Annotated in this window: 25 protein-coding genes; 4 read left to right on the top strand and 21 right to left on the bottom strand. The window is 62.4% G+C overall.

The window, feature by feature from the left end:
• Nucleotides 1-81: 81 nt before the first annotated feature.
• The 6 genes from NKJ76_RS29125 to dusB form a co-directional block, all read right to left on the bottom strand.
• On the bottom strand, nucleotides 82-942 hold the full coding sequence (locus NKJ76_RS29125) for a D-amino-acid transaminase (RefSeq protein WP_352538969.1): 861 nt from the start codon (nucleotides 940-942) through the stop codon (nucleotides 82-84).
• 101 nt (nucleotides 943-1,043) lie between these two features.
• Nucleotides 1,044-2,405, bottom strand: a complete 1,362-nt coding sequence (gene ntrX / locus NKJ76_RS29120; RefSeq protein ID WP_023668929.1) for a nitrogen assimilation response regulator NtrX — start codon at nucleotides 2,403-2,405, stop codon at nucleotides 1,044-1,046.
• Nucleotides 2,395-4,683: a sensor histidine kinase NtrY-like gene (locus tag NKJ76_RS29115; protein WP_023688460.1), complete on the bottom strand. Its 2,289-nt coding sequence runs from the start codon at nucleotides 4,681-4,683 to the stop codon at nucleotides 2,395-2,397. Before NKJ76_RS29115 ends, ntrX begins: the two co-directional genes overlap by 11 nt.
• 144 nt (nucleotides 4,684-4,827) lie before the next feature.
• A complete protein-coding gene (ntrC, locus tag NKJ76_RS29110; RefSeq protein WP_023691281.1) occupies nucleotides 4,828-6,285 on the bottom strand; it encodes a nitrogen regulation protein NR(I) in 1,458 nt (485 codons plus the stop codon).
• Nucleotides 6,282-7,427, bottom strand: coding sequence for a two-component system sensor histidine kinase NtrB (locus NKJ76_RS29105; protein ID WP_023668926.1), 1,146 nt, complete (start codon nucleotides 7,425-7,427; stop codon nucleotides 6,282-6,284). The genes ntrC and NKJ76_RS29105 overlap by 4 nt, the downstream gene beginning before the upstream one ends.
• Nucleotides 7,424-8,446 carry a tRNA dihydrouridine synthase DusB gene (gene dusB, locus NKJ76_RS29100; RefSeq protein ID WP_352538968.1) on the bottom strand — a complete coding sequence of 341 codons (1,023 nt, stop codon included), beginning with the start codon at nucleotides 8,444-8,446 and terminating at the stop codon, nucleotides 7,424-7,426. The genes NKJ76_RS29105 and dusB overlap by 4 nt, the downstream gene beginning before the upstream one ends.
• 139 nt (nucleotides 8,447-8,585) lie before the next feature.
• Between dusB and NKJ76_RS29095 the strand changes: the two genes are divergently transcribed.
• Together NKJ76_RS29095 and NKJ76_RS29090 are read left to right on the top strand one after the other, a co-directional pair.
• Nucleotides 8,586-9,809, top strand: coding sequence for a bifunctional 2-C-methyl-D-erythritol 4-phosphate cytidylyltransferase/2-C-methyl-D-erythritol 2,4-cyclodiphosphate synthase (locus NKJ76_RS29095; protein ID WP_352538967.1), 1,224 nt, complete (start codon nucleotides 8,586-8,588; stop codon nucleotides 9,807-9,809).
• Nucleotides 9,806-10,315, top strand: a complete 510-nt coding sequence (locus NKJ76_RS29090; RefSeq protein WP_352538966.1) for a CinA family protein — start codon at nucleotides 9,806-9,808, stop codon at nucleotides 10,313-10,315. The genes NKJ76_RS29095 and NKJ76_RS29090 overlap by 4 nt, the downstream gene beginning before the upstream one ends.
• Here the strand turns inward: NKJ76_RS29090 and NKJ76_RS29085 are convergent.
• From NKJ76_RS29085 to eno, 11 genes are all read right to left on the bottom strand, one after another.
• Nucleotides 10,291-10,752, bottom strand: a complete 462-nt coding sequence (locus NKJ76_RS29085) for a type II toxin-antitoxin system RatA family toxin (protein ID WP_023736661.1) — start codon at nucleotides 10,750-10,752, stop codon at nucleotides 10,291-10,293. The genes NKJ76_RS29090 and NKJ76_RS29085 overlap by 25 nt on opposite strands.
• Nucleotides 10,753-10,763: 11 nt before the next feature.
• Complete coding sequence (gene lipA / locus NKJ76_RS29080; protein WP_352538977.1) at nucleotides 10,764-11,729, bottom strand: lipoyl synthase; 966 nt, start codon at nucleotides 11,727-11,729, stop codon at nucleotides 10,764-10,766.
• Between the two features lie 127 nt (nucleotides 11,730-11,856).
• Nucleotides 11,857-12,114, bottom strand: a complete 258-nt coding sequence (locus tag NKJ76_RS29075) for a GlsB/YeaQ/YmgE family stress response membrane protein (protein ID WP_023668920.1) — start codon at nucleotides 12,112-12,114, stop codon at nucleotides 11,857-11,859.
• A 102-nt stretch (nucleotides 12,115-12,216) separates the two neighbouring features.
• Nucleotides 12,217-13,665 (bottom strand): dihydrolipoyl dehydrogenase, encoded by a 1,449-nt coding sequence (lpdA, locus tag NKJ76_RS29070; RefSeq protein WP_352538965.1) that lies wholly within the window; start codon nucleotides 13,663-13,665, stop codon nucleotides 12,217-12,219.
• Between the two features lie 21 nt (nucleotides 13,666-13,686).
• Entirely contained in the window at nucleotides 13,687-14,328 is a 642-nt protein-coding gene (locus NKJ76_RS29065) for an SGNH/GDSL hydrolase family protein (RefSeq protein ID WP_352511971.1), read from the bottom strand.
• Nucleotides 14,325-14,744: a hypothetical protein gene (locus NKJ76_RS29060; protein ID WP_352538964.1), complete on the bottom strand. Its 420-nt coding sequence runs from the start codon at nucleotides 14,742-14,744 to the stop codon at nucleotides 14,325-14,327. The genes NKJ76_RS29065 and NKJ76_RS29060 overlap by 4 nt, the downstream gene beginning before the upstream one ends.
• A gap of 12 nt (nucleotides 14,745-14,756) precedes the next feature.
• The gene (locus tag NKJ76_RS29055; protein WP_352538963.1) at nucleotides 14,757-16,178 is read right to left on the bottom strand and encodes a pyruvate dehydrogenase complex dihydrolipoamide acetyltransferase; all 1,422 of its coding nucleotides are present in this window, start codon (nucleotides 16,176-16,178) and stop codon (nucleotides 14,757-14,759) included.
• Nucleotides 16,179-16,196: 18 nt separating this feature from the next.
• The gene (locus NKJ76_RS29050; RefSeq protein ID WP_023682558.1) at nucleotides 16,197-17,618 is read right to left on the bottom strand and encodes a pyruvate dehydrogenase complex E1 component subunit beta; all 1,422 of its coding nucleotides are present in this window, start codon (nucleotides 17,616-17,618) and stop codon (nucleotides 16,197-16,199) included.
• Nucleotides 17,619-17,633: 15 nt separating this feature from the next.
• Entirely contained in the window at nucleotides 17,634-18,680 is a 1,047-nt protein-coding gene (pdhA, locus tag NKJ76_RS29045; RefSeq protein WP_023682559.1) for a pyruvate dehydrogenase (acetyl-transferring) E1 component subunit alpha, read from the bottom strand.
• A gap of 195 nt (nucleotides 18,681-18,875) precedes the next feature.
• A complete protein-coding gene (locus NKJ76_RS29040) occupies nucleotides 18,876-19,199 on the bottom strand; it encodes an FtsB family cell division protein (RefSeq protein ID WP_023748672.1) in 324 nt (107 codons plus the stop codon).
• Nucleotides 19,200-19,336: 137 nt separating this feature from the next.
• Nucleotides 19,337-20,611 carry a phosphopyruvate hydratase gene (gene eno, locus NKJ76_RS29035; RefSeq protein WP_023688446.1) on the bottom strand — a complete coding sequence of 425 codons (1,275 nt, stop codon included), beginning with the start codon at nucleotides 20,609-20,611 and terminating at the stop codon, nucleotides 19,337-19,339.
• A gap of 186 nt (nucleotides 20,612-20,797) precedes the next feature.
• On the opposite strand from eno, the gene NKJ76_RS29030 reads away from it, so the two are divergent.
• Both NKJ76_RS29030 and NKJ76_RS29025 read left to right on the top strand, forming a co-directional pair.
• Nucleotides 20,798-22,288, top strand: coding sequence for a glycoside hydrolase family 19 protein (locus NKJ76_RS29030; RefSeq protein WP_352538962.1), 1,491 nt, complete (start codon nucleotides 20,798-20,800; stop codon nucleotides 22,286-22,288).
• A gap of 109 nt (nucleotides 22,289-22,397) precedes the next feature.
• Nucleotides 22,398-22,520: a hypothetical protein gene (locus NKJ76_RS29025; protein WP_023682563.1), complete on the top strand. Its 123-nt coding sequence runs from the start codon at nucleotides 22,398-22,400 to the stop codon at nucleotides 22,518-22,520.
• A gap of 82 nt (nucleotides 22,521-22,602) precedes the next feature.
• On the opposite strand, the gene NKJ76_RS29020 is transcribed toward NKJ76_RS29025, so the two are convergent.
• The 4 genes from NKJ76_RS29020 to NKJ76_RS29005 form a co-directional block, all read right to left on the bottom strand.
• Complete coding sequence (locus tag NKJ76_RS29020; RefSeq protein WP_023668909.1) at nucleotides 22,603-22,968, bottom strand: PRC-barrel domain-containing protein; 366 nt, start codon at nucleotides 22,966-22,968, stop codon at nucleotides 22,603-22,605.
• An 83-nt stretch (nucleotides 22,969-23,051) separates the two neighbouring features.
• Nucleotides 23,052-23,255, bottom strand: coding sequence for a dodecin family protein (locus NKJ76_RS29015; protein ID WP_352538961.1), 204 nt, complete (start codon nucleotides 23,253-23,255; stop codon nucleotides 23,052-23,054).
• Between the two features lie 101 nt (nucleotides 23,256-23,356).
• A complete protein-coding gene (kdsA, locus tag NKJ76_RS29010) occupies nucleotides 23,357-24,235 on the bottom strand; it encodes a 3-deoxy-8-phosphooctulonate synthase (protein ID WP_352538960.1) in 879 nt (292 codons plus the stop codon).
• Complete coding sequence (locus tag NKJ76_RS29005; RefSeq protein ID WP_352538959.1) at nucleotides 24,232-25,104, bottom strand: VOC family protein; 873 nt, start codon at nucleotides 25,102-25,104, stop codon at nucleotides 24,232-24,234. Before NKJ76_RS29005 ends, kdsA begins: the two co-directional genes overlap by 4 nt.
• Between the last annotated feature and the right edge of the window lie 40 nt (nucleotides 25,105-25,144).

The following is a 25,144-nucleotide window of genomic DNA, read 5'->3' as shown; positions in this document are numbered from 1 at the left end:
TCAAGCTTGCAAACACCCCCTTGCCGTCAGTAACGACAAGCAGAACGAGATATATTGATGTGCAGTCCGTCTGTGCGGTTATCAGGCTGGACTTTTTTCCGCAACGTCAAAAAAGGCTTGCCGCAATGAAAGTGTTATCGAACCGGGGTGCCCATTGGCGACCGCGGCACCGTCGATTGCCACGACCGGCATGGCGATTGTCGTTGCCGAACTGATGAAAGCTTCTCGCGCCGCCTTGGCTTCAGTGACTGAAAACCCGCGCTCCTCGATCGTCAACCCGAGCTTTGCCGCCACTTCGAACATGGTCGTGCGGGTGATGCCGCGCAGGATGCCATGCTCCGCCGGCCGGGTGACCAGAACGCCGTCCCTTGTAACGATCCAGGCGTTGGACGAGCCGCCCTCCTTGACGTTGCCATCGGTGTCGACGAACCAGGCTTCCTGGGCGCCGGCCTCCTTGGCCTTCTGCTTGGCCAGCACGTTGGGCAGCAGGCCGGTGCTCTTGATGTCGACCCGGTCCCAACGGTTTTCCGGCACGGTGATGACCTTGATGCCCGCCTCGGCTCGCTTGGCGGCCGCCGCCGGGTCGGCCTTTCTGGCCGTAATCACCAGCGATGACGGTGTATCGGCCGGAAAAACGAAGTCGCGGCTGGCAACACCGCGCGTAACCTGGACATAGACTAGGCCGTTGACGACGTGGTTGCGCCGGACGATTTCGCGCAGGAGAAGCGGCAGCACGCCCTTGGTGACCGGCCAGTTGATCGACAATTCGCTAAGCGAGCGGTTCAGCCGGGCAAGATGGCGCGGCATGTCGACGACAAAGCCCTGCGCCACCTCGCAGACCTCGTAGACGCCGTCGGCGAACTGATAGCCGCGATCCTCGATATGCACGGCAGCGTCGGCATGGGCGACATAGCGCCCGTTCACATAGGCAATGCGCGGCATGGGTGATCCCTCAGAACAGTCCCGCTATTTCTAGGCGATTCCGCCGCTGCCGTAACCGGCAATTGCACGGGCGCGGCCCGCTCGACCAACAACAATGGGGATCAGACCCCCAGCGACTTCAGTTTCCGGTGCAGCGCCGAGCGCTCCATGCCGATGAATTCCGCCGTCTTCGAAATGTTGCCGCCGAAACGGTTGATCTGGGCGATCAGATAGTCCTTCTCGAACTGTTCGCGCGCCTCGCGCAGCGGCAGCGCCATGATGTGCTGGTCGGACTGGTTCGGCGTGCGCGGCATGACATCGCCGATCTCCGACGGCAACAGGTCGGCGGTGATCGGCGCATCGATATCGTCGCCACGCGCCAGGATCATCAGCCGTTCGACATTGTTGCGCAGCTGGCGGACATTGCCCGGCCAGTTGTGCGCCTGCAGCACGGCAAGCGCATCGTCGCCGATGCGGCGCGGCTTGATGCCGGCCTGGCGAGCGATCTGCTTCATGAAATTGTCGACGAGATAGGGAATGTCCTCTCGCCGCTCGGCCAGGCCCGGCACCATGACCGGAACCACCGCCAGGCGGTGATAGAGGTCTTCGCGAAAACGGCCGTCGGCGATCATCGCCTCCAGGTTCTGCGAGGTCGAGGAGATGATGCGGACGTCGACCTTGACCCGCTTGGTGCCGCCGACGCGCTCGAACTGCTGTTCGACCAGCACGCGCAAAATCTTGTTCTGCGTCTCGCGCGGCATGTCGGCCACTTCGTCGATGTAGAGAATGCCGCGGTGCGCCTCTTCAAGCGCGCCGACCTTGCGCTCGGTGCCGTTCGATTCGGTGCCGAACAGCTCGATCTCCATACGCTCGGGCGTGATGTTGGCCGCGCTCAGCGTCACGAACGGCGCGCCCTTGCGCGTCGACAGCGTGTGGATGGCGCGCGCGGCGAGCTCCTTGCCCGAGCCGGACGGACCGATGATCATGACGCGGCTGTTGGTCGGCGCCACGCGCTCGATGGTCTGGCGCAGCTGGCTCATCGCCGACGACATGCCGATCAGGTCGAAGGTTTCGCCGCTGCGCTGCTTGAGGTCGGACACCTCGCGCCGCAATTTCGAGGTTTCGAGCGCCCGCTCGGCGATCAGGATCAGCCTGTCGGCCTTGAACGGCTTCTCGATGAAATCATAGGCGCCGCGGCGGATGGCCGACACCGCTGTCTCGATATTGCCGTGGCCGGAGATCATCACCACCGGCAGGCTCGGATGCATCGTCTTGATCTCGTCGAGCAGCGCCAGCCCGTCGAGGCGCGAGCCCTGCAACCAGATGTCGAGGAAAATCAGCCGCGGCGCCCGGTCGGCGATTGCCGCGAGCGCGCTGTCGGCATCGAATGCCGTGCGGGTTTCATGCCCTTCGTCGCTCAATATGCCCGCGACGAGTTCACGGATGTCTTCCTCGTCATCGACGATGAGAATATCAGACGCCATTACCGACCTTTTCAGTTTCTCGTTCGTGTTCCGTTTCGCCTTGACCGCGTGGCGGCGCGGTTGCGGCAGCTGGCGGCAGGATGATCGAGATCATCGCGCCGCGTCCACCGTGGAAATCCGCGGGCGCATCGTGCAATTCGAGCCGCCCGCCATGGTCCTCCACGATCTTCTTGACGATGGCGAGACCGAGCCCGGTGCCCTTCTCGCGCGTCGTCATATAGGGCTCGAGCAGCCTTTGGCGGTTCTCGCGCGGCAAGCCTTTGCCATTGTCGATGACGTCGATTCTGATCGCGCCATTCTGCCGGGCAGCTTGAATCCGGATTATGCCGTGCGAACCGTCCTTTTGTTCCAGCCCGTCAATCGCCTCGGCCGCGTTCTTGATGACGTTGCCGAAAGCCTGCGCCATCAATCGGCTATCGAACGTGCCCTTGAGCGGTTCGTTGCCGAACACGCGTTCGAAAGCAATGTCGGCGCGGCTGACTTCGACCAGGAACGACGCCTCGCGCAGCGATTCACGCAGATCGATGGCTTTCATCTCGGGCTTGGGCATGCGGGCGAAAGCCGAGAACTCGTCGACCATGCGGCCGATATCCTCGACCTGCCGGATGATCGTGTCGGTGCACTGGTCGAAAATCTCGCGGTCCTCGGTGATGACCTTGCCGAAGCGTCGCTTGATGCGCTCGGCCGAGAGCTGGATCGGCGTCAGCGGGTTCTTGATTTCATGTGCGATACGCCGCGCCACATCCGCCCAGGCAGACGAGCGCTGTGCCTGGACCAGATCGGTGATGTCGTCGACCGTCACGACGTAGGATTTCTCCTCCTCGCCATCGTCGCCGGCCTCGATGGTGATCTGCACGTTGAAGGTACGCTCGGCGCCGGTGCGATAGAAGGTGACCTGCTCGCGATAGACCGGCTTGCCGGATTTGCGGCCGATCTCGAAGACACGGCCGACATGCGGCAGCACGGCGGACAGGTTCTGCCCCAGCGCCGCCGTGGCCGATATGGCCAGCATCGTTTCGGCCGATTTGTTGACGATGGAGACGATGCCGTAGGGATCGACGCCGATGACGCCGGCGGTGACGCCGGCCAGCACCGCTTCCGAGAAACGACGCCGTTCGTCGATCAAATCCTTGGCCGACAGGATCTCGTTGCGCTGCGATTTAAGCTCCAGCAGCATCTTGTTGAACGTGTCGCCAAGCGAGGCGACATCGCCGTCGGAAGGCCGTACCGGCACGGCGACATCGAGATTGCCGGTCGCAACCTCGTCAGCCGCGCCGATGAGCTGACGGATGGGCCGCACCAGACGGTCGGCCACCGCTATGCCGGTCCAGATGGCCGACAGGATGATGATCAGCGTCAGTGACAGATAGGGCAGCGCGAACGCCACCTGCGACGTCCGCCTGTTGTCTTCCAGGCCGCGATATTCGGCGGTGTTGGACTGGACGATCGCCCTCGCCTTGATCACTTCGGGGTCGACCAGGCGATTGGTGTAGAGGTAGAGGCCTTCGATCTCCCGCAGCTTGATGATGGCGCCCATGATGTTGCGCGTCTTCGGCTCGATCAGCACCGGCTTGCCGTCGGCCGCACTTGCCACCGCACCCTCAGGCGGTGCCGGCATGGCGAAGTCCGCATCGGTCTGGGCACTCACGACAAAGGAGCCGTCTTCCCTGACCAGCGCCGCATGCACCAGGCTTCTGCCGACGGCTTCCTTGTTCATCAGGTCGAGAAAGCCGGTTCGATCGAGGCCGTAAAGCGTGCGCGACGCATCGAGATCGTAGGCCATCGACAGCGTCGTGCCCTGAAGATTACGAGCGTTTTCCTGCACATAGGCGTCCGCGATCGACAGCGAAGAATTGACGATTGCCTTGGTGCGGATTTCGAACCAGCGGTCGAGGCCGATATCGAGCGTGATCGAGGCGATGATGGCCACCATGATGGCGGGGATGGCCGCGACCAGCGCAAACATCGTCACGATGCGCACATGCAGCCGCGAAGCCGCCTTGCCGTGCCGGCGCGCCATGGTGATGCGATGCACCTCTCGGCCGACGAGGGCAATCAGCGCCAGCACAAATAAGGCATTGGCCGCAATCAGCGTCAGCGTTGTGTTTGCGTCTGGCGTGATCGGCGTGGCGCCGACAAGAATCGCAAACGAGATTGCCGCCGTAACCAGCGCGCCGGCAATTGCCACAACGCCAGGCAACGCAAGCAGCCGCCGTCCATCCCTCTGGCCGGGTCTGCTGAAAAGCGGTTCGTTTGATGTCAGAGCTTGCGAAGCCATGTCGCCGTCTAAGAGCCAGTGATTGCGTTGGATGTATGCAACGCATTGTGGCGATTATGCAACAAGTGTGGCCGTGACGGAAATCTTTCGGCCGCCGATCCCCTGAAAAGGGGATGACCTCGCGTCACTTCGGGCAGCAGGCGCTCATGATCTCGACGACTTGTAGACGTTGACACCCAGCTCGCGAATCTTCTTGCGCAACGTGTTGCGGTTGAGGCCCAGCAGTTCGGCGGCCTTGATCTGGTTGCCGCGGGTTGCCGTCATCGAGGCAAGGACCAGCGGATATTCGACCTCGGACAAGATGCGTTGATAGAGACCTGCCGGCGGCAAATCACCGGCAAAAGAGGCGAAATAGCGCTGCAGGAAGTGCTCCACCGCCTGGCCGATGGACAGATCGTCCGGGATCAAATTGCCGCCGCCGGGAACGACCGGCCTTTCGCCTGTCTTCAGTTCGGCCTCGATGATCTCGGCTGATATTTCGTCCTGCGAATAGAGCGCCGCAAGCCGGCGCACCAGGTTTTCCAGCTCGCGCACGTTTCCCGGCCACGGATAGCGCTTCATCAATTCGATGCCGCCGGTCGAAATGCGCTTGGTCTGCAAGCCTTCGCTGGCGCCGATCTTGAAGAAATGCCGCACCAGATCGGGAATGTCTTCCGATCTCTCACGCAAACCCGGCAGCCGAAGCGGCACGACATTCAGTCGATAGAACAGATCCTCGCGGAAAAGCCCCTGGTTGATCAGCGTGCGCAGATCCTTGTTGGTGGCGGCGACGATGCGCACATCGGTCTTGATCGGGGTGCGCCCGCCGACCGTGGTGTATTCGCCCTGCTGCAGCACGCGCAGCAGCCGCGTCTGCGCCTCCATCGGCATGTCGCCGATCTCGTCGAGGAACAGCGTGCCGCCCTCGGCCTGCTCGAAGCGGCCGGTCGAGCGGTTCTGTGCGCCGGTGAAGGCGCCCTTCTCGTGGCCGAACAGCTCCGATTCGATCAAATCGCGCGGGATCGCCGCCATGTTGATGGCGACGAACGGACCGCCGCGGCGACGGCCATATTCGTGCAACGCGCGCGCCACCAATTCCTTGCCGGTGCCGGACTCGCCCGAGATCATCACCGTCAGGTCGGTCTGCATCATGCGCGCCAGCATGCGGTAGATGTCCTGCATGGCGGCCGACCGGCCGACCAGCGGCATCGCGTCAGGCTGTTCTTCCGGTCGCGTATCGATCTTCGGTCGGCGCGGCTCTGACAGCGCCCGGTTGACGATGTTGAGCAGTTCGGTCAGGTCGAACGGCTTCGGCAGATACTCGTAAGCACCTGTTTCGGAAGCACGAATCGCCGTCATGAAAGTGTTTTGCGCGCTCATCACTATGACCGGCAGCTCGGGGCGCGCCTTCTTGATGCGCGGCAGCATGTCGAAGGCGTTCTCGTCCGGCATGACAACGTCGGTGATCACCAGATCGCCCTCGCCCGCCGCCACCCAGCGCCACAGCGTCGAGGCGTTGGAGGTCACGCGCACCTCATGGCCGACGCGCGACAGCGCCTGATTGAGCACGGTGCGGATGGCCGCATCGTCGTCGGCGACGAGAATATTGCCGCGAACCGTCATTTGCGGTCTCCTTCGCCTTCATCATCGGCAGTGTCGATGGGTGTTTCTTTCCAGGCCGGCATCAGGATTCGGAAGGTGGTGCCGCGCGGCGTCGAATCGCATTCGATGATGCCGCCATGCTCGCCGACGATTTTCGCCACCAGCGCCAGGCCGAGCCCCGACCCGTTCGGCTTGGTGGTGATGAACGGATCGAACAGGATCGGCAGAATGTCTTCCGAAACGCCCGAACCATTGTCGCGCACGCAGAATTCAAGCGGCAGCGACACGCGGTCCTGGGTTCCGGGAACGGACACGCGGATGCCCGGCCTGAACGCGGTCGACAGCACGATCTCCCCCTGTGGGTCGCCGCCGATGGCCTCGGCGGCGTTCTTGACCAGGTTGAGGAACACCTGGATCAGTTGGTCGCGGTTGGCGAAAACCGGAGGCAATGATGGATCATAGTCCTCCATTATCCTGATTCTCTTGGCAAAACCGTTCTTCGCGATTGCCTTCACATGGTCCAGCACGACATGGATGTTGACGGGATAGCGGTCAATCGGCCGCTCGTCGGAAAACACCTCCATGCGGTCGACGAGGGAGACTATGCGATCAGTCTCGTCAGTGATGAGGCGGGTCAGCGCGCGATCCTCGTCGGACGCCGAGAGTTCGAGCAGCTGTGCGGCGCCACGAATGCCGGACAGCGGGTTCTTGATCTCATGCGCCAGCATGGCGGCAAGGCCGGTGACCGAACGCGCGGCACCCCTGTGTGTCATCTGCCGGTCGATCTTGTCGGCCATCGAGCGTTCCTGGAACATCACCACGATCGAGCCTGGGAATTCCGGCACGGGCGCGACATAGAGATCGACGACCTTCTCGATGCCGAGACGCGGCGACGACACGTCGACACGGTATTCGTTGACCGGCGCACGGCGCTCGCGCACCTGATCGACCAGCTGCAGCAACGGGCTGCCGAACGGGATCAGCTTGGACAGTGTGTTGCGGGCAAGCATGTTGGCACTTGAACGGAAGAAGTCTTCCGCATCGGCATTGGCGTAGGTGATGAACCCGTCCGGATCGACCATGATGACCGGACGGCGGATGGTGTTCAGCACGATACTGGCGGCATCCGCCATGTCGGAGCTCGGTGTGACCGTGGCGTTCATGCGGCGCTCCGCAAGGGCGTGGCTTCGCCGGAAAACACCTCATGCAGCAAGGCAATGACGCGGGCGGGTTCGAAAGAGGTGAGGATGGCTTTCCGCCGCTCAACGGAAACGCCAGCAGAGTGGCGGTCGAGATACCAGCCGAGATGCTTGCGCGCCTGGCGCAAGCCACTTTCGACGCCGTAAAGCGTCAGCATGTCTTCGTAGTGGGAAACGATGTAGTCCGCCATGGCTTGCGGGCTTTCCGGCACGCCGGAGGGCGCGTCGCCCGCAACCGTTGCCGCGATGTGGCCCGCCGTCCATGGCGCGCCATAATGCGCGCGGCCGATCATCACCGCGTCGGCGCCCGACTGTTCAAGGATTTCGGCGGCCTCCGCGGGCGAGCCCACATCGCCATTGGCGACGACCGGGATCGAGACGACGTCCTTGATGCGGGCGATGGCGCGCCAATCGGCCTTGCCTTGATAAAACTGGCAGCGCGTGCGCCCATGCACGGTCACCATTTTAACACCGGCCTCTTCGGCGCGGCGCGCCAAGACGGGTGCATTGAGCGCATTGTCGTCCCAGCCGAGCCGCATCTTGACCGTGACCGGCACCTGGACCGCGCCGATCACCGCTTCGATCAGCGACAGCGCGTGGTCGAGATCGCGCATCAGCGCCGAGCCGGCATAGCCGCCGGTCACCTTCTTGGCCGGGCAGCCCATATTGATGTCGATGATGTCGGCGCCCTCGCCCGCAGCGATGCGCGCGCCCTCGGCCATGTGCTCGGCCTCGCGGCCGGCAAGCTGGACCATATGGACGGGCAGCCCGGAATGACGGATGCGCAGGTCGCAGCCGGCCCTGCCCTTGGCAAGCTCGCCGCTCGCCACCATTTCCGACACGACCAGGCCCGCGCCATGCGCGTAGGCGCGCTGCCGGAACGGCTCGTCCGTTATTCCCGACATGGGCGCGAGGAAGACGCGGTTGCGGATCGTCACGCCGCCAATGTCGAGCGGCGAAGCCAATTTTGTCACTTCAGGCATGCACAAAAACCAAGCATATCGAATTGCTGCACATTCTCTAGCCATAAGAAAGGCATTGTGCAACGCGCAATGACGTCACATTGCGGCGCATTTGGGAAAATGCTGGCCTTCGCCATAAGCCGCGACTAAGCCTCTCGGCATGACAGACGCAAGCGAAAAACCGGCCGAGGCGACGACCGACAAGGTCGGCGTGGTCATCGTTGCAGCCGGCCGCGGCGCGCGCGCCGGACAGGCCGACGGGCCGAAGCAATATCAGCGCGTCGGTGGCCGTGCCGTCATCGCGCGCACGCTGGAGACATTCCTGGCGCATCCCGAAATTGGTCCCGTCGTCGTCGCCATCCATGCCGATGACCGCGCGCTTTTCGACAAGGCAGCCGGCCTGTATGCCGAGCGGGTTACCGCCGTGGTCGGTGGCGAGTCGCGCCAGGCCTCGGTCCGGCTCGGCCTGCTGGCGCTGAGGGATCGTACGCCCGGCCGTGTCCTTGTCCATGACGCGGTGCGGCCGTTTGTCGACGCGGCCCTGATCGACCGCACCATTGCGGCCATTGGCGAGCGCCAGGGCGCGCTGCCCGCTTTGCCCGTCGCCGATACGCTGAAGCGCGAGTCGGCGACCGGCATGATCGAGGAGACGGTGCCAAGGGCCGGCCTTCATGCCGCGCAGACGCCGCAAGGCTTTCCGTTCTGGCCGTTGCTCGCCGCGCACGAAAAGGCCCATCATCTCGGCAAGACAGATTTTACCGACGATGCCGCGATCGCCGAATGGGCGCATATTCCGGTGAAAATCGTTCAGGGGTCGCCGGACAATGTCAAACTGACCTGGGCAAGGGATATTGCGATGGCGGATCAGCGGCTTACTGGCGAGCGTTTTCCAGACATCCGCACCGGCAATGGCTATGACGTGCACGCCTTCGAGGCCGGCGACCATGTCACTCTGTGCGGCGTCGCCATTCCGCACGGCAAGAAGCTTTCCGGCCATTCGGATGCCGATGTCGGCCTGCACGCGCTGACCGATGCGCTGCTCGCCACTTGCGGCGCCGGCGACATCGGCACGCATTTCCCGCCTTCCGATCCGCAATGGAAGGGCGCGGCGTCAAAGATCTTCCTCGAGCATGCGGCCAGGTTGGTGCGCGAACGCGGCGGCCGCATCGCCAATGCCGACATCACGCTGATCTGCGAGGCGCCGCGCGTCGGCCCGCATCGCGAGGCGATGACCAACGCGTTGTCGGCAATGCTGGGCATTTCCAGCGATCGCATCTCGATCAAGGCGACGACCAACGAAAAGCTCGGCTTTGTCGGCCGCGAGGAAGGCATCGCCGCTATCGCCACCGCCAGTGTCGTCTTCCCCGGGGAGGTTCCCGCATGAACAACAGCGATCTTGCCAACGCCCTGCTCCAGGTCTGCCAGCAGCGCGGCATCATGCTGGCGACGGCCGAGAGCTGCACCGGCGGCATGATCATCTCGGCACTGACCGACGTTGCCGGCTCGTCCGCTGTCGTCGATCGCGGCCTCATCACCTATTCCGATGAAGCAAAGATGGAGATGCTCGGCGTCTCGCCCGCCACACTCGAGGCGCATGGCGCCGTCTCGCGCGAAACGGTTCTGGAGATGGCGGAGGGCGCTCTGGCGCGCTCGCGCGCCGGGCTGGCGCTTGCCGTCACCGGCATTGCCGGCCCAGGCGGCGGCTCGCCGGAAAAACCGGTCGGCCTCGTCTGGTTCGGAGTTGCCCTAAGAGGTGGCCCGGTGGCTGCCGAGCTCAATATGTTTGCCGACAATGGCCGCGACTTCATCCGCCGCGAGACGGTCAAGCATGCGCTGGAGATCGGCCTGCGCGCGCTCGGCGACACTCATGAGATGGGCGTCGTTCCGTAGATGACGTCCGCACGTTTTTCGAAGGCTTCGGAAAACATGCGGAAGGCGCGATCGAACATGGTGCCCATCAACACGCCGAGGATGCGGCTCTTGAACTCGTAGTCGATGAAGAAGCGAACGTTGCAGCCGCCGCCGTCGGCCGGCTCGAAGCGCCAGATATTGCTGAGATATTTGAACGGCCCATCGATGTATTTGACGTCGATTGTGTTCTCGTCCGGCTTCAGCAGCACCTGCGTCGTAAAGGTCTCGCGGATCGCCTTGTAGCCGATGCTCATATCGGCGAGGAGAATGGTGCGGCGATCACGCTCCTTGCGAGAGCGCACCGTCAGCGCCTCGCACAGCGGCAGAAATTCAGGATAGGTCTCGATATCGGCGACCAGCGCAAACATCTGCTCCGGCGTGTGGGCAACGCGGCGTGTGGCTTCGAATTTCGGCATTGAAGCAGGATTTAACTGGCTTTTTTGAGCTGCGCCTCACGCGCCGCCCGCAGCCTGGCGAAATCGTCACCGGCATGATGCGAGGAGCGCGTCAGCGGGCTCGACGCCACCAGCAGGAAACCCTTGGTCTTGCCGATCGTCGCGAAGGAGTTGAACTCCTCCGGCGTGACGAAGCGCATCACCGGGTGGTGTTTCTTCGACGGCTGCAGATACTGGCCAATGGTCATGAAGTCGACATTGGCCGAGCGCAGGTCGTCCATCAGTTGCAGGACCTCGTTGCGCTCTTCGCCGAGGCCGACCATGATGCCGGACTTCGTGAAGATCGACGGGTCGAGCTCCTTGACCCGCTGCAACAGCCGGATCGAGTGGAAATAGCGAGCACCCGGCCGCACCGTCAGGTAGTTCGACGGCACGGTTTCGAGATTGTGGTTGAAAACATCGGGCTTGGCCGCCACGACGATCTCCAGCGCGCCCTCCTTGCGCAGGAAATCGGGCGTCAGGATTTCGATCGTGGTCAAGGGCGTCGCTGCTCGGATCGCCCGGATAACCTCGGCGAAGTGCTGCGCGCCGCCATCGGCGAGATCGTCGCGGTCGACCGAGGTGATGACGACATGGGTCAGCCCCATCTGCTTTACGGCATGCGCGACACGCGCCGGCTCATCGGCATCGAGCGCGGTCGGAATGCCGGTGGCAACATTGCAGAACGCGCAGGCGCGCGTGCAGATCTCGCCCATGATCATGAAGGTGGCGTGCTTCTTTTCCCAGCACTCGCCGATATTGGGGCAGCCGGCCTCTTCGCACACCGTGACCAGCTTGTGCGACTTCACGATCTCGCGGGTTTCGGCATAGCCCTTGGACATCGGCGCCTTGACGCGGATCCAGTCGGGTTTGCGCAGCACGTCCTGATCAGGCTTGTGCGCCTTCTCGGGGTGCCGCAGGCGCGGCGCGTTGGCGATCGTGTCGAGGACGGTGACCATCTCAAACCTGACTTGTTGGCGTCTGCCCGTCGGCATTCGCCCTCCTGACGTCATCTAGGACTTTTCGGTGCAAAGAAAAAGGCCGCGGCGGCGCATGCCGCCACAGCCTTTTTCGCATAGCGGTAGTCTAGCGGCGTATCAGCCGCCCGGCAAAGATCAGCAGGCAGGCGCCGATGAAGCCGGTGATCAGGTAGGCGAGCCAGCCGACACCGAAGGGTTCGATGTTGAGCGCCCTGAGAATTGCGTTCAGCACCACCGCGCCGACAATGCCCATAATGATGTTCATCAAGACGCCGGTATTGCTCTTCATGACCATCTCGGCCAGCCACCCGGCCAAACCGCCGATGATGATGGCCGCAATCCAGCCCACGCCATTCACGTCCATACGCCAACTCCTCCAGTGTCAGGTGAAAATGCATCCGGAAACGAACTGTCTTGCCGTAAGGTTCCTCCGGCGCATGCGTCTGAGTCTCGCGGCAGCAATTTATCACGCGTTGAGCGCACGGCCATAGGCATCAAGCACGCTTTCCTTCATCATCTCCGACAGCGTCGGATGCGGGAAGATGGTGTGCATCAGTTCTTCCTCGGTGGTCTCCAGGTTCATCGCCACGACAAAGCCCTGGATCAGCTCCGTCACCTCGGCGCCGACCATATGCGCGCCGAGCAGCTGGCCGGTCTTCTTGTCGAAGATGGTCTTGATGAAGCCCTGGTCCTCGCCAAGCGCGATCGCCTTGCCGTTGGCGCCGAACTGGAAGCGGCCGACACGAATGTCCTTGCCTTCGGCCTTGGCCTTGGCTTCGGTGAGCCCGACCGATGCGACCTGGGGGTTGCAATAGGTGCAGCCCGGGATCTTCAGCTTGTCTGTCGCATGCACGCCCGGGAAACTGGCGATCTTTTCGATGCAGACCACGCCCTCATGCTCAGCCTTGTGGGCGAGCATCGGCGGCCCGGCGACATCGCCGATGGCGTAGATGCCGGGCACATTGGTCTTGCCGTAGCCGTCAATGACGACGCAGCCGCGGTCCGTCTTCACGCCGAGCGTCTCGAGGCCGAGATTTTCGACGTTGCCCTGCACGCCGACGGCGGAGATCATGCGGTCGGCGGTGATCTTCTCGACCTTGCCGTCCTTCATCTCGACGTGTGCGGTGACGGAGTTGGCGCCCTTTTCGACCTTGGTCACCTTGGCCTCAAGGATGATCTTCATGCCTTGTTTCTCGAACTGCTTTTGCGCAAATTTCGAGATCTCGGCGTCCTCGACCGGCATCACCGCCGGCAACAGCTCGACCACCGTCACCTCGGCGCCCATGGTGCGATAGAAGGAGGCGAACTCGATGCCAATGGCGCCCGAACCCATGACCAGCAGCGATTTCGGCATCTCCTTCGGCACCATCGCTTCAAAATAGGTCCAGATCAGCTTGCCGTCCGGCTCGATGCCGGGCAGCGCGCGAGGCCGGGCGCCGGTGGCGAGAATGATGTGCTTGGCGGTATAGGTGCCCTCGCCCTTGACGCCCTTCGGCACCGGCGGCTGCGGCTCCATCGGTTTCTTGGCCGTCTTGGAGACGACGATTTCACCTGGCTTTGAAAGCTTGGCCTCGCCCCAGATGACGTCGACCTTGTTCTTCTTCATCAGGAAGGCGACGCCGCCATTGAGCCTCAACGACACTTTGCGCGAGCGGTCGACGACAGCGGCCGTGTCGGCGCTGACCTTGCCGCCTTCGAGCTTCAGGCCGTAGTCCTTCAGATGGTCGGAATAGTGCATGATCTCGGCCGAGCGCAGTAGCGCCTTGGTCGGGATGCAGCCCCAGTTGAGGCAGATGCCGCCGAGATGCTCGCGCTCGACGATGGCAGTCTTGAGGCCGAGCTGGGCGGAGCGCACCGCCGTGACATAGCCGCCGGGGCCCGAGCCGATGATTATAACGTCGTAGGATTCTGCCACGGGGTTTCTCCCTGATTTTCTCTAGAGTTCCAGCATCACACGCACCAATGGCGCCAATGCGTCACCTATATTGCGCGTGTTTTCGGCATCGAGATGGACCCCGTCGATCGGTGTGGTCTCGGCCACCGTGCCGGCATCGAAAAAGCCGCAGCCGGCCTCGTCGGCGAGCGCGCAATATTGCGGCGCCAGCCGCTTCGAGGCCTCGTCGCCGCCGGCAAACATTTCCTTGAATTCGGCATTGTCCGTGCGGCTGACCGCTGGTGGCGCGACGATCAGGATTTGCGGCGCGGCCCAGTCGAACGGATAATCGTGGCCGCGCACGATGTCGATCAGCCGCTGCACGCCCTGCTTGGCCGCGACCGGATTGCCGTGGATCCAGGGCTTCATGTCGTTGGCGCCGAGCATGATGATGATCAGGTCGAGCGGCGCATGGCTGGTCAGGATCGTCGGCAGCACCTTGGCGCCATTGCGGTCGGCACCAGCCAGGTGATCGTCGAAAGCCGTGGTGCGGCCGTTCAGACCTTCGGCAATGACTTCGATATCATCGTCGCCCAGCGCCGCCTTGAGCACGCTCGGCCAGCGGTCCTCCAGCGCATGGCGCCCGAGGCTTGCCGCGTCATAGCCCCAGGTCAGGGAATCGCCGTAGCAGAGGATCGTCTTCATGCACCCGCACCCGCCTCCGCCTTAAGCCCGCGCCGCACGCGCCATCTCACGAACAGCCACTGCACGATAACCGTGGCGATGCTTGGCAAAATCAGACCGGCGACAACGGGGAGATCGCCCGACCACTGGGCCTTGCCCGGCGGCTGAGAGAAGGTCCAGGCAATCAGCCCGATCCCGGCCAGCACGAACAACGCAACCCCAACAAGCCCCGTCAGATTGATCGCCCTTTGTAGGTTTGGCACCAATTGCGCGATGAAAAACGCCACCGTCGCAACGATAGAGACCAGCGCCGAGGCCATGAAGACAAGGATGAATTCCGAGTTCGCATTGGTGGCGATTGCCAGCCACAGCGCCACCAGCCCGCCGGCCAGGCCGGAAAGGATCAGGGCGAAAAGGCTGGTGACGAATTTCCGCACAGCCTTTCCTTCCTAGACCAGCATGCCCATCGGGTTTTCGATCATGCGCTTGAAGGCGACCAGAAGTTCGGCGCCGAGCGCACCGTCGACGGCGCGGTGGTCGGTCGACAGCGTCACCGACATGATATTGGCGATTTTGATCTCGCCATTCTTGACCACCGGCCGCTGCTCGCCCGCACCCACCGCCAGGATCGTCGCATGCGGCGGGTTGATGACGGCGGCAAAGTCCTTGATGCCGAACATGCCGAGATTGGAGACAGCCGTCGTGCCGCCTTGATATTCCTCAGGCTTCAGCTTGCGGCTGCGGGCACGGCTCGCGAGATCTTTCATCTCGTTGGAGATGGTGGACAGCGTCTTTTCGTCGGCGTGGCGGATGATCGGCGTGATCAGGCCGCCGGGGATCGACACGGCAACGCCGACATCGGCGTGCTTGTGCTTGACCATGGCGCTTTCGGTCCACGATGCATTGGCATCCGGCACCGCCATCAGCGCCATCGCCATCGCCTTGATCACCATGTCGTTGACCGAGAGTTTGTAGACGGGAGCCTCGCCCTTGTCGGTCTTCTTCGTCGGAGCAGCCGCATTGATCTGTGTGCGCAGCGCCAGCAGCGCATCGAGCTCGCAGTCGAGCGTCAGGTAGAAATGCGGGATGGTTGTCTTGGCCTCGACCAGGCGGCGCGCAATGGTCTTGCGCATATTGTCGTGCGGGACGAGCTCATAGGACCCTTCGGCAAACAGCTTCAGCACCTGTTCGTCCGACATCGCCTTGGGTGCCGCAGCCGGAGCCGCAGGTGCCGGAGCGCCGGCAGGTGCGGCTTTCGCGGCCGGTGCAGCCTTGGCGCCACCGCCGGCAATCGCCGCCGCGACATCGGCCTTGACGACACGGCCATGCGGGCCGGTGCCGGTTACGGCGGACACGTCGACTCCGGCATCCTTGGCGATGCGACGAGCCAGCGGCGAAGCGAAGGTGCGCTCGCCTGACGATTGGCTGATCTCCCCCCTTGTGGGGGAGATGGCCGGCAGGCCAGAGGGGGGCGCGACAGACTGAGAGGTCGGCGGGGCAGCGCCCCCCTCTGTCGACTTCGTCGACATCTCCCCCACGGGTGGGGAGATTGACGCCTTATCCTGCTTGGCATCGGCTTTCGCGGGCGCGGCATCGCCACCACCCTTTGCCGCCGCCCCTGCATCCTCGCCTTCGCCGGCGAGAATGGCGATCAGCGCATTGACCTTGACGCCTTGGGTGCCGGCCGGAACGACCAGCTTGGCGACCGTGCCCTCATCGACGGCCTCGACTTCCATGGTCGCCTTGTCGGTCTCGATCTCGGCGATCACGTCGCCCGGCGAAACCTTGTCGCCTTCCTTGACCAGCCACTTGGAAAGATTGCCCTCTTCCATCGTGGGCGACAGCGCCGGCATGGTGATGTTGATTGGCATGATGTCCTCCCGACCGGCTCAGCGATACGTGACGGCTTTGACCGCCTCTATGACCTCGCCGACATTGGGCAAAGCCAGCTTTTCGAGGTTCGCCGCATAAGGCATCGGCACGTCCTTGCCGGCGATGGTGATGACCGGCGCGTCGAGGAAATCGAAGGCGCGCTGCGAAACCTGGTTGGCGATGTGGTCGCCGACCGAGTTCTGCGGGAAACCTTCTTCCACCACGATCAGGCGGTTGGTCTTTTTCACGGAGGCAATGACGGTGTCGAGGTCGAGCGGGCGGATGGTCCGGAGATCGATGATCTCGGCATCGATGCCCATGCCGCGCAGTTCGGCTTCCGCCTTGATGGCATAGGTCATGCCGATGCCGAACGAGACGATGGTGACGTCCTTGCCCTGCTTGTGAATGCGCGCCTTGCCGATCGGCAGCACGAAATCATCGAGCTTCGGCACGTCGAAGGACTGGCCGTAGAGGATTTCGTTTTCAAGGAAGATGACCGGGTTCGGATCGCGGATCGCCGCCTTGAGCAGGCCCTTGGCGTCGGCAGCCGTGTACGGCATCACCACCTTCAGGCCGGGAATATGGCTGTACCAGGCGGCATAGCACTGCGAATGCTGGGCGCCGACGCGGGCGGCCGCACCGTTCGGTCCGCGGAACACGATCGGTGCGCCCATCTGGCCGCCCGACATATAGAGCGTCTTGGCCGCGGAGTTGATGATCTGGTCGATCGCCTGCATGGCGAAGTTGAAGGTCATGAACTCGACGATCGGCTTCAGGCCGGCCATCGCCGCACCGACGCCGACGCCGGCAAAGCCGTGCTCGGTGATCGGCGTGTCGACGACGCGGCGCGGCCCGAATTCCTGCAGCAGCCCTTGCGTGATCTTGTAGGCGCCCTGGTATTCCGCGACCTCCTCGCCCATGACGAAGACATCGCCGTCGCGGCGCATTTCTTCAGCCATGGCATCTCGGAGCGCTTCGCGCACCGTGGTCGAGACCATCTCGGTGCCGGCGGGAATATCCGGATCGGCGGCAGGTTTGGCCGCCGGAGCGGCGGGAACTGCCTTCGGAGCCTCGCCGGCATCCTGGGGAGCCGCTTTTGTACCTTCCTCGGCTGCATCGGTCCGCTGACCGCCAGCGGAAACGGCATCCTGGGTGGAGGCAGGCTTGCCGCTCTTTTCGACATCGCCTGCACTTTCACCGTCCTGCAGCAACACGGCGATCACCGCGTTGACCTTGACGCCTTCGGTGCCGGCGGGAACCACGATCTTGCCGATCGTGCCTTCATCGACGGCTTCGACTTCCATCGTCGCCTTGTCGGTTTCGATCTCGGCGATGACATCGCCGGCGACGACCTTGTCGCCCTCGTTCTTCAACCATTTGGAAAGATTGCCCTCTTCCATGGTCGGCGAGAGAGCGGGCATGAGAATTTCGATCGGCATGTCCTTGCCCTCCCGTTACAATACGATGTCGGTCCAGAGCTCGGACGGATCCGGCTCTGCGTCGTGCTGGGCAAATTCGGCGGCGTCGGCGACGATGTCGCGGACTTCCTTGTCGATGTTCTTGAGTTCGTCCTCGGTCGCCCACTTCTTGGCCGTCAGCCGCGCCTTGACCTGCTCGATCGGATCATGATCCGAGCGCATCTTCTGCACTTCTTCCTTGGAGCGGTATTTCGCGGGATCCGACATCGAGTGACCGCGATAGCGATAGGTCTGCATCTCGAGGATGATCGGACCGTTGCCGGCACGGCACCATTCGGTCGCCTGATCGCCGGCGGATTTGACCGCACGCACATCCATGCCGTCGACCTGAATGCCGGGAATCTTGAACGAGGCGCCGCGATGCGAAAAATTGGTTTCGGCCGACGAGCGCGACACCGAAGTGCCCATGGCGTAGCGGTTGTTCTCGATGATGTAGATCACCGGCAGCTTCCACAGCGAGGCCATGTTGAAGCTTTCATAGACCTGGCCCTGATTGGCAGCGCCATCGCCGAAATAGGTCAGCGACACATTGTTGTTGTCGCGGTAGCGGTTGGCGAAGGCGAGACCGGTGCCGAGCGAGACCTGCGCGCCGACAATGCCGTGGCCGCCGTAAAAATGCTTCTCCTTGGAGAACATGTGCATGGAGCCGCCCTTGCCCCTCGACAGGCCACCACGGCGTCCGGTCAGCTCTGCCATGACGCCCCGCGGTGACAGTTCCATCGCCAGCATGTGGCCATGGTCGCGATAGGCGGTGATCATCTGGTCGCCGTTGATCAGCGACATCTTCATGCCGGTGACGACCGCTTCCTGCCCGATATAGAGATGGCAGAAGCCGCCGATAAAGCCCATGCCGTAGAGCTGGCCGGCCTTTTCCTCGAAGCGGCGGATAAGCAGCATGTGCCGGTAGGCGGCAAGCTCCTCGTCCTTGGTGAAGTCGGCCGGCTTGGGGGCGGAAAGCCCGGTTGATTTGGCGGATGTCGATTTAACGGATTTGGCAGGCGCTTTTTTGGCGGCGGTGGCCATGCATCACTCCCTGTTGGCGTCTCTTTGCGGACACTAAAGCAGACCATGTCTGCTCCGGGGAGGATCAGCTCCTCCCCACCGATTGGAAGGAAGCTAACATGCGAGACCGCGTTTCGCCATGCAGAAAAACGCATGGCTGGCATGCATCTAAATGTCTAGAATCATTGGAAATAAAAGCGATTAACCTAAATTAGGTTATTTCGAATTGGCCGGCAGCATGATGGTGATTTCATCGGGCTGGGACAGATTGAGCGCCCGGCGTGCCTGCTCGTCGAGCATATCCTTTTCAAGCGTGCCCTCATGCATCAGCTGGACGCGCCGCTCCAGATCGACCCGGCGCGCCTTGATGGCATCGTACTTGGCCTGCAATTCGATGCTCTGCGCTTCGAGCTGATATTTGGAATTGATGCCGAACTCGCCATGATAGGCATGGAAGCCGAAATAGGCCAGGAACGCCACGCAAAGCGACGGGATGATCAGCCGGCCGGTGTTTCTCTGCTTGTGCTGGCGTGTCCACATGGTCGCAATCCTCTGACCTGTCTATCTCGCCCGATTGTGCTTAATGGACGGTTACGGACAGGTGCATTAGCCAGCGCCCGCAACGAAAAAGGGCGGGAAAATCCCGCCCTTCGTCGTTTTCGCCAGTTCGGCAGAATTTAAGCTTTGATTACCGACTTGCCGGCGTAGCGCGCCTGCTTGCCGAGCTCTTCCTCGATGCGGATCAGCTGGTTGTACTTGGCCATGCGATCCGAGCGCGACAGCGAACCGGTCTTGATCTGCCCGCAATTGGTGGCGACGGCGAGGTCGGCGATGGTCGAATCCTCGGTTTCGCCCGAACGGTGCGACATGACTGCGGTGTAGCCTGCCTTATGCGCGGTCTCGACAGCGTCGAGCGTTTCGGTAAGCGAGCCGATCTGGTTGACCTTGACCAGGATCGAATTGGCGACACCCATGCGGATGCCGTCGCGCAGCCGCGCCGTGTTGGTGACGAAGAGGTCGTCGCCAACCAGCTGCGTCTTGTTGCCGATCAAATCGGTTAGGTACTTCCAGCCCTCCCAGTCGTCCTCGGCCAGGCCGTCCTCGATCGAGATGATCGGATAGTCGGCGGCGAGCTTGGCCAGGTACTTGGCCTGCGCCTTCGGATCGCGGGTCTTCTTCTCGCCCTCATAGACGTAATTGCCGTCCTTGAAGAATTCGGTCGCCGCACAGTCGAGACCGAGCGCGATCTCTTCGCCCGGCTTGAAGCCGGCCTTCTCGATTGATTCCATGATGAAATCGAGCGCCACCGGCGCACTCTTCAGATTGGGCGCGAAGCCGCCTTCGTCGCCGACATTGGTGTTGTGGCCGGCATCCTTGAGCTTCTTGCGCAGCGTGTGGAAGATTTCCGAGCCCCAGCGCACGCCTTCGCGCAAAGTCGGCGCGCCGACCGGCAGGATCATGAATTCCTGGAAATCGATCGGATTGTCGGCATGCGCGCCGCCATTGATGATGTTCATCATGGGCACCGGCAGCAAATGCGCCTTGGTGCCGCCGACATAGCGGTAAAGCGGCAGTCCGGCGGCTTCCGCCGCGGCCTTGGCGACCGCCAGCGAGACGCCGAGGATGGCGTTGGCGCCGAGCCGGCTCTTGTTGGGCGTGCCGTCGAGCTCGATCATGGTCTGATCGATGTGGATCTGGTTTTCGGCTTCCATGCCGCCGATCGCCTCGAACAGCTCGCCATTGACGGCCTCGACCGCCTTGAGCACGCCCTTGCCGAGATAGCGGGCGCCACCGTCGCGCAGTTCGACGGCCTCATGCGCGCCGGTCGACGCGCCCGACGGCACCGCGGCGCGGCCCATCGAGCCGTCTTCGAGGACGACGTCGACCTCGACGGTCGGATTTCCACGGCTGTCCAGGATTTCACGCCCGACAATGTCGATGATGGCGGTCATTGCGATGTCCCCGATTGATCGATTGAAAGCGTCGCGCCCCTCTTAGCCAAAGTGCCGCAAAAGGCAATCAGGAATGGCATGAAATAATGGTGACAGTCGCCCCATGCGCTCAGGCCGTGGGGCATGGGCGACGCCATCTGAACGCAAACAGCCCGCCCTGACGTCATATGTCTGGCGCGGCATGGGGTGGGTGCCCCGCCCCTGCGGCAATGCCTTTGTCACGAAACCAGGCGGCACACAAACTCCACCCGATGCTTCAAAAGAGGCTACCGCCAACGTGACAAACTTCACAATGCAGAGAATTCGAAGATGTTAGGGTCACATCTACAACGCGAACTATTTGGCGACCACAGTGAAATCAACAAACTTGAACTCTTTGGGGAGGCGGCAATGGCAGCGATTTCAGGTACTGGCTGGGAACTTCTTATTAGTCGCCAAGTCGAGCATACGAGGGGCACCAGACGCAGGACAGTTGGTACCTATAAAGTCTTTCACAACGGCACGGCAGTAACGGGTCTATCGGGGTTCGTGTGTGAATCTCGCGGCCCAGGCGACAATTCCAAAGAAGACAATGGCAGGCGCATCGAGCCCGGCACCTATCCACTGGCGACGCAGGCCGGAGGCAAATATGTGACCATCGGCTACACTGGCGCCAAGACGCCACCCAAACCTGGACTCGAACTGCTGAAGACCAACAAGCGCACCGAAATCCTGATCCATCCGGGCGTCAATTTCCTGTCCAGCGTCGGGTGCATCAATCCGACGAAGAAGGTGAGCGGTCCGCTTTCCGACATGGATTTCACGGAGAGCCGGACACGCGTAATCGCCCTCATCGACGATCTGAAAACCTTTGCCGGCGGTGGCTTCCCGAAAAGCAACGGCAAGCGAATTCCCAATGCTTCGGTGGTCGTCGAAGGCGAACCGGTGCTCTCGACCGAGAGTGTCGAGAGCGTGCTCGAAGCCGTTGCGGGCGATCCGAACAAGGGTTTGCCAGCAGCGGTCTTCCAGAAATTCGCGCCGAGACCGGCAAGCGGTTCCAAGCGAACAATCTATGACGGTTACATCGGCGCCTTTACCTCCGACAAAGGCCTCAAGACACTTGGCGATCATGGCGTGTGCAACAACTATGATCGGCTGATGCATTTCTTCGCTCAAGCGGCGATGGAAACCGGTGGCTTCACCCTCATTCGCGAATCCCTGACCTACACGACCGTGGCGGCAATCCGGAACGCATGGAGGTCGCGAGCCGCGGGCAAGACGGATCAGTGGATCAAGGACAACCTGCTGCGCAAGCCGCAAGCCCTGGGCGACTGGGCCTATGGCGGCCGCATGGGCAATGTGAAGGGAACGTTGGACGGCTTCAATTTCCGCGGCGGCGGCACGTTCCAGACCACCGGGCGCGACGCGTACACGGCCAAGGGCAAGCTCGCCAAGGTTGACCTCGCCAATCATCCTGAACTGATCGAGGATCCGCAGACTTCGCTGCTCGCAGCTTGCGCCGAATGGAAAGGGTCAGGCTGCAATGCCTTTGCCGATGCCGGCCTGATCAAAAAGATCTCGCGCGCGATCAACGTCGGCAACGCCAATTCCGCCACGCAGGCCAATGGCGAAGCGGATCGGATCGCCTGGCACGAAAAGATTTTCAAGGCGGTGAAGAATGCCGGACTCCTCGGCTGAGCATGCCTCGGATCACGTTCGACAACACCACGTCATCATAATTCAGAGATAACAATCTCTGTGTCGACTAGGATGGTGATGCGCGGGGCGAAACAGGAGGAGTTTCGCCATGTCCGAGTTGAGCGGTATCGTGAGTTTGTTCCTGATCGCGGCGGCGTTCCTGACGTCCTGCGATACGCAGCAGCCGCCCAGGGCGGCGACGCAGCTGTCCACGCTTCATGCAGCAGAATAATTTAGAAACTGTCGGGTTGCACTGAAAAGGCCCCCGTTTCGGAATTCGGGGGCCTTTTCACGTCAGGCGTCAGCGCAGCTGATCAATGCCAATACGGCGTGACCTTGTAGTAATCATAGGAAGCGTCACGTGCGGCCTCGCCATCGGCGCCGGCCAGTTCATTGATCGAATAGGCGGGTGCTGCCTTCAGCTGCTCCTTCGAGAACGGCACGACATAGCCGCCCTTGTCCTCGTCATAGTCGAGGCTCGCCCACGGAATGGCGTGATACTTCTCGCCAATGCCGAGAAATCCACCGAACCCGATCACCGCGAACATGATGCCGTTCGACGTCTTGTCGAGCATGATGTCCTCGATGCTGCCGATACTCGTGCCTTCGGTGTTGTAGACCGACGTGCCGATGACGCGCGAAGCGGCGATGGCTTCGGTGTGGCCTGTCTGGGTGGTCATGGCTGCTGCTCCTCATGTCATTGATCGATACTTTGACAATGAGGTGCGCGGGCGAAAGTTCCCGTTTTTCGAGCGGCGGGCGGTTACTCCGCGAGGATGAACGTCACCTTCATGTTGACGCGATAGGCCGCAATCCTGCCGTCCTCGACGACGATCTTCTGGTCCTGGATCCAGGCGCCTTCGACGTTCTTCAGGGTCTTTGAGGCGCGCTCAATCCCCTTCTCGGTGGCGTCCTGAAAGCTCTTTTTCGACGACGACGTGATTTCGGTGACGCGGGCGACGGACATGGCTTCCTCCTGCCAAGACGCTCATTTGCAGCAGCGAGCCTACAGCCGGCTTATGCCTTCCACAAGCAGGGCAGCGCGCGCGAGCGCCGTAGCCGAAACCATCAGCCTCGGTTCAGGTCAGCAGCATTCTTGGCGATGCGGTCGAATGCCATCAGTCTTTCGAGCAGCGCCGGCATGTCCTTCAGCGGCAGCATGTTGGGCCCGTCGGAGGAGGTCGAATTGTCGGGATCCTGGTGGGTCTCTATGAACACGCCGGCGACGCCGACGGCAACGGCAGCCCGCGCCAGCGTCTCGACAAAGCGGCGCTCACCACCGGAGGAACCGCCCTGCCCGCCCGGCTGCTGCACCGAATGGGTGGCGTCGAAAATCACCGGCGCGCCGATCTCGGCCATCACAGGCAAAGCCCGCATGTCTGACACCAGCGTGTTGTAGCCGAAAGACGCGCCGCGCTCGGTGGTCAGCACATTGAGGTTGCCCGAACCGGTGATCTTGGCCACCACGTTCTTCATGTCCCAGGGCGCCAGGAATTGCCCCTTCTTGACGTTGATCACCTTGCCGGTCTTGGCGGCGGCGACCAGCATGTCGGTCTGGCGCGACAGGAAGGCCGGAATCTGCAGCACATCGACATGGGGTGCGACGATCGCGCACTGCTCCTCGGTGTGGACATCGGTCAGAATGGGAAGCGAAAACGCCTTGCGCAACTCGTCGAACACCGGAAGCGCCATGTCCATGCCGGCGCCGCGCGTTGCCGACAGCGAGGTGCGGTTGGCCTTGTCGTAGCTGGTCTTGTAGACGAGGCCGATGCCGAGCTTGCCGGTCAGTTCCTTCAGCGCGCCGGCCATGTCGAAAGCGTGCTGGCGCGATTCGAACTGGCACGGACCGGCGATCAACGCCAGGGGCCCGCTATTGTCGAAGACGACGTTGCCGACGGTTACCGACGAATTCGGCGCCAGCGAATTGGGCCCTTGCGGCTTGCTCATGGGGTCTCCCGGAAGATGAAAGCCGCGCCCTGCCCGGATGCCGGCTGCACGACGATTTCGTTGCCCGCTATATCGTGCCGGACGGCGTTGTCTGCAAGCAGCCTCGCGACAGCGCCGGCACTGCGGGCCGAAAAGACGATCGCGGCGAAGCGAAGGCCAGTCGGCGCGCCAGCCGAAATGCCGAAGCGCGCGGTGAAAGCCGCAGGATCCAGAACGGTCAGACGCGCATTCGGCAGGTCGAAGACCGCGCCGCTCTGCTGCTCCGAGCCAACCACTGTCGAGATCAGGCTGATCTGTGTGGAAGGCGCGTCGCTGACCGCGACGATTTCGGCAATGCCGGTCACGCCGTTGGCATGGGCCTGCAGTGCCGTACGGTCGATTTGAGGGGCGTTGATCCGCTCGCAAGCGAACAGAAAGGCGTCCGTCGTCTCGGCGCCCGCGGCGAAAGCCAGTTTGAACGAGGCCATGTCGCTCTTTCCGGCCGTATCGGTGAAGGCGCGGGAAAAGCTCAGCACGTCTCCCGCCGACAGACCGGCCGAGACATAGCGCGCATGATCCGCATCGGCGTCGTCGGTGGCCAGCACCACGGCGGAAAAGCCCTCATCGCCCAGGCTGGCGCGATAGAGGCGGTCGCGCGCGACAAAGACATTGCCGCCGGCGATCGCACTCGCTGCCACCTGTTCATTCCCAACCGCCAGCGGTTCGAGATAGGTGCCGTCGGCAAGGAAGACGCAGCAATTTTCAGTGCCGAAGGGATGAATGCCGGTTGGCGCGACGACGAAGCCAAGCGATGTCAGCCGCGCCCGCGCCACGGCGAGGCTCGCCGTCGGCAGCACCAGATGGTCAAGCGGATGGGTCGTGCTGGTCATGCCGGCGCGGTGTGCATCATTCCCGAAATTGGTTCAAGGC

It is taken from the genome of Mesorhizobium sp. M0029, from assembly GCF_040323735.1.
Lineage (GTDB): Bacteria > Pseudomonadota > Alphaproteobacteria > Rhizobiales > Rhizobiaceae > Mesorhizobium.
The sequence above is the reverse complement of the archived record's forward strand: the minus strand, read 5'-3'. Positions and strand labels throughout refer to the sequence as shown.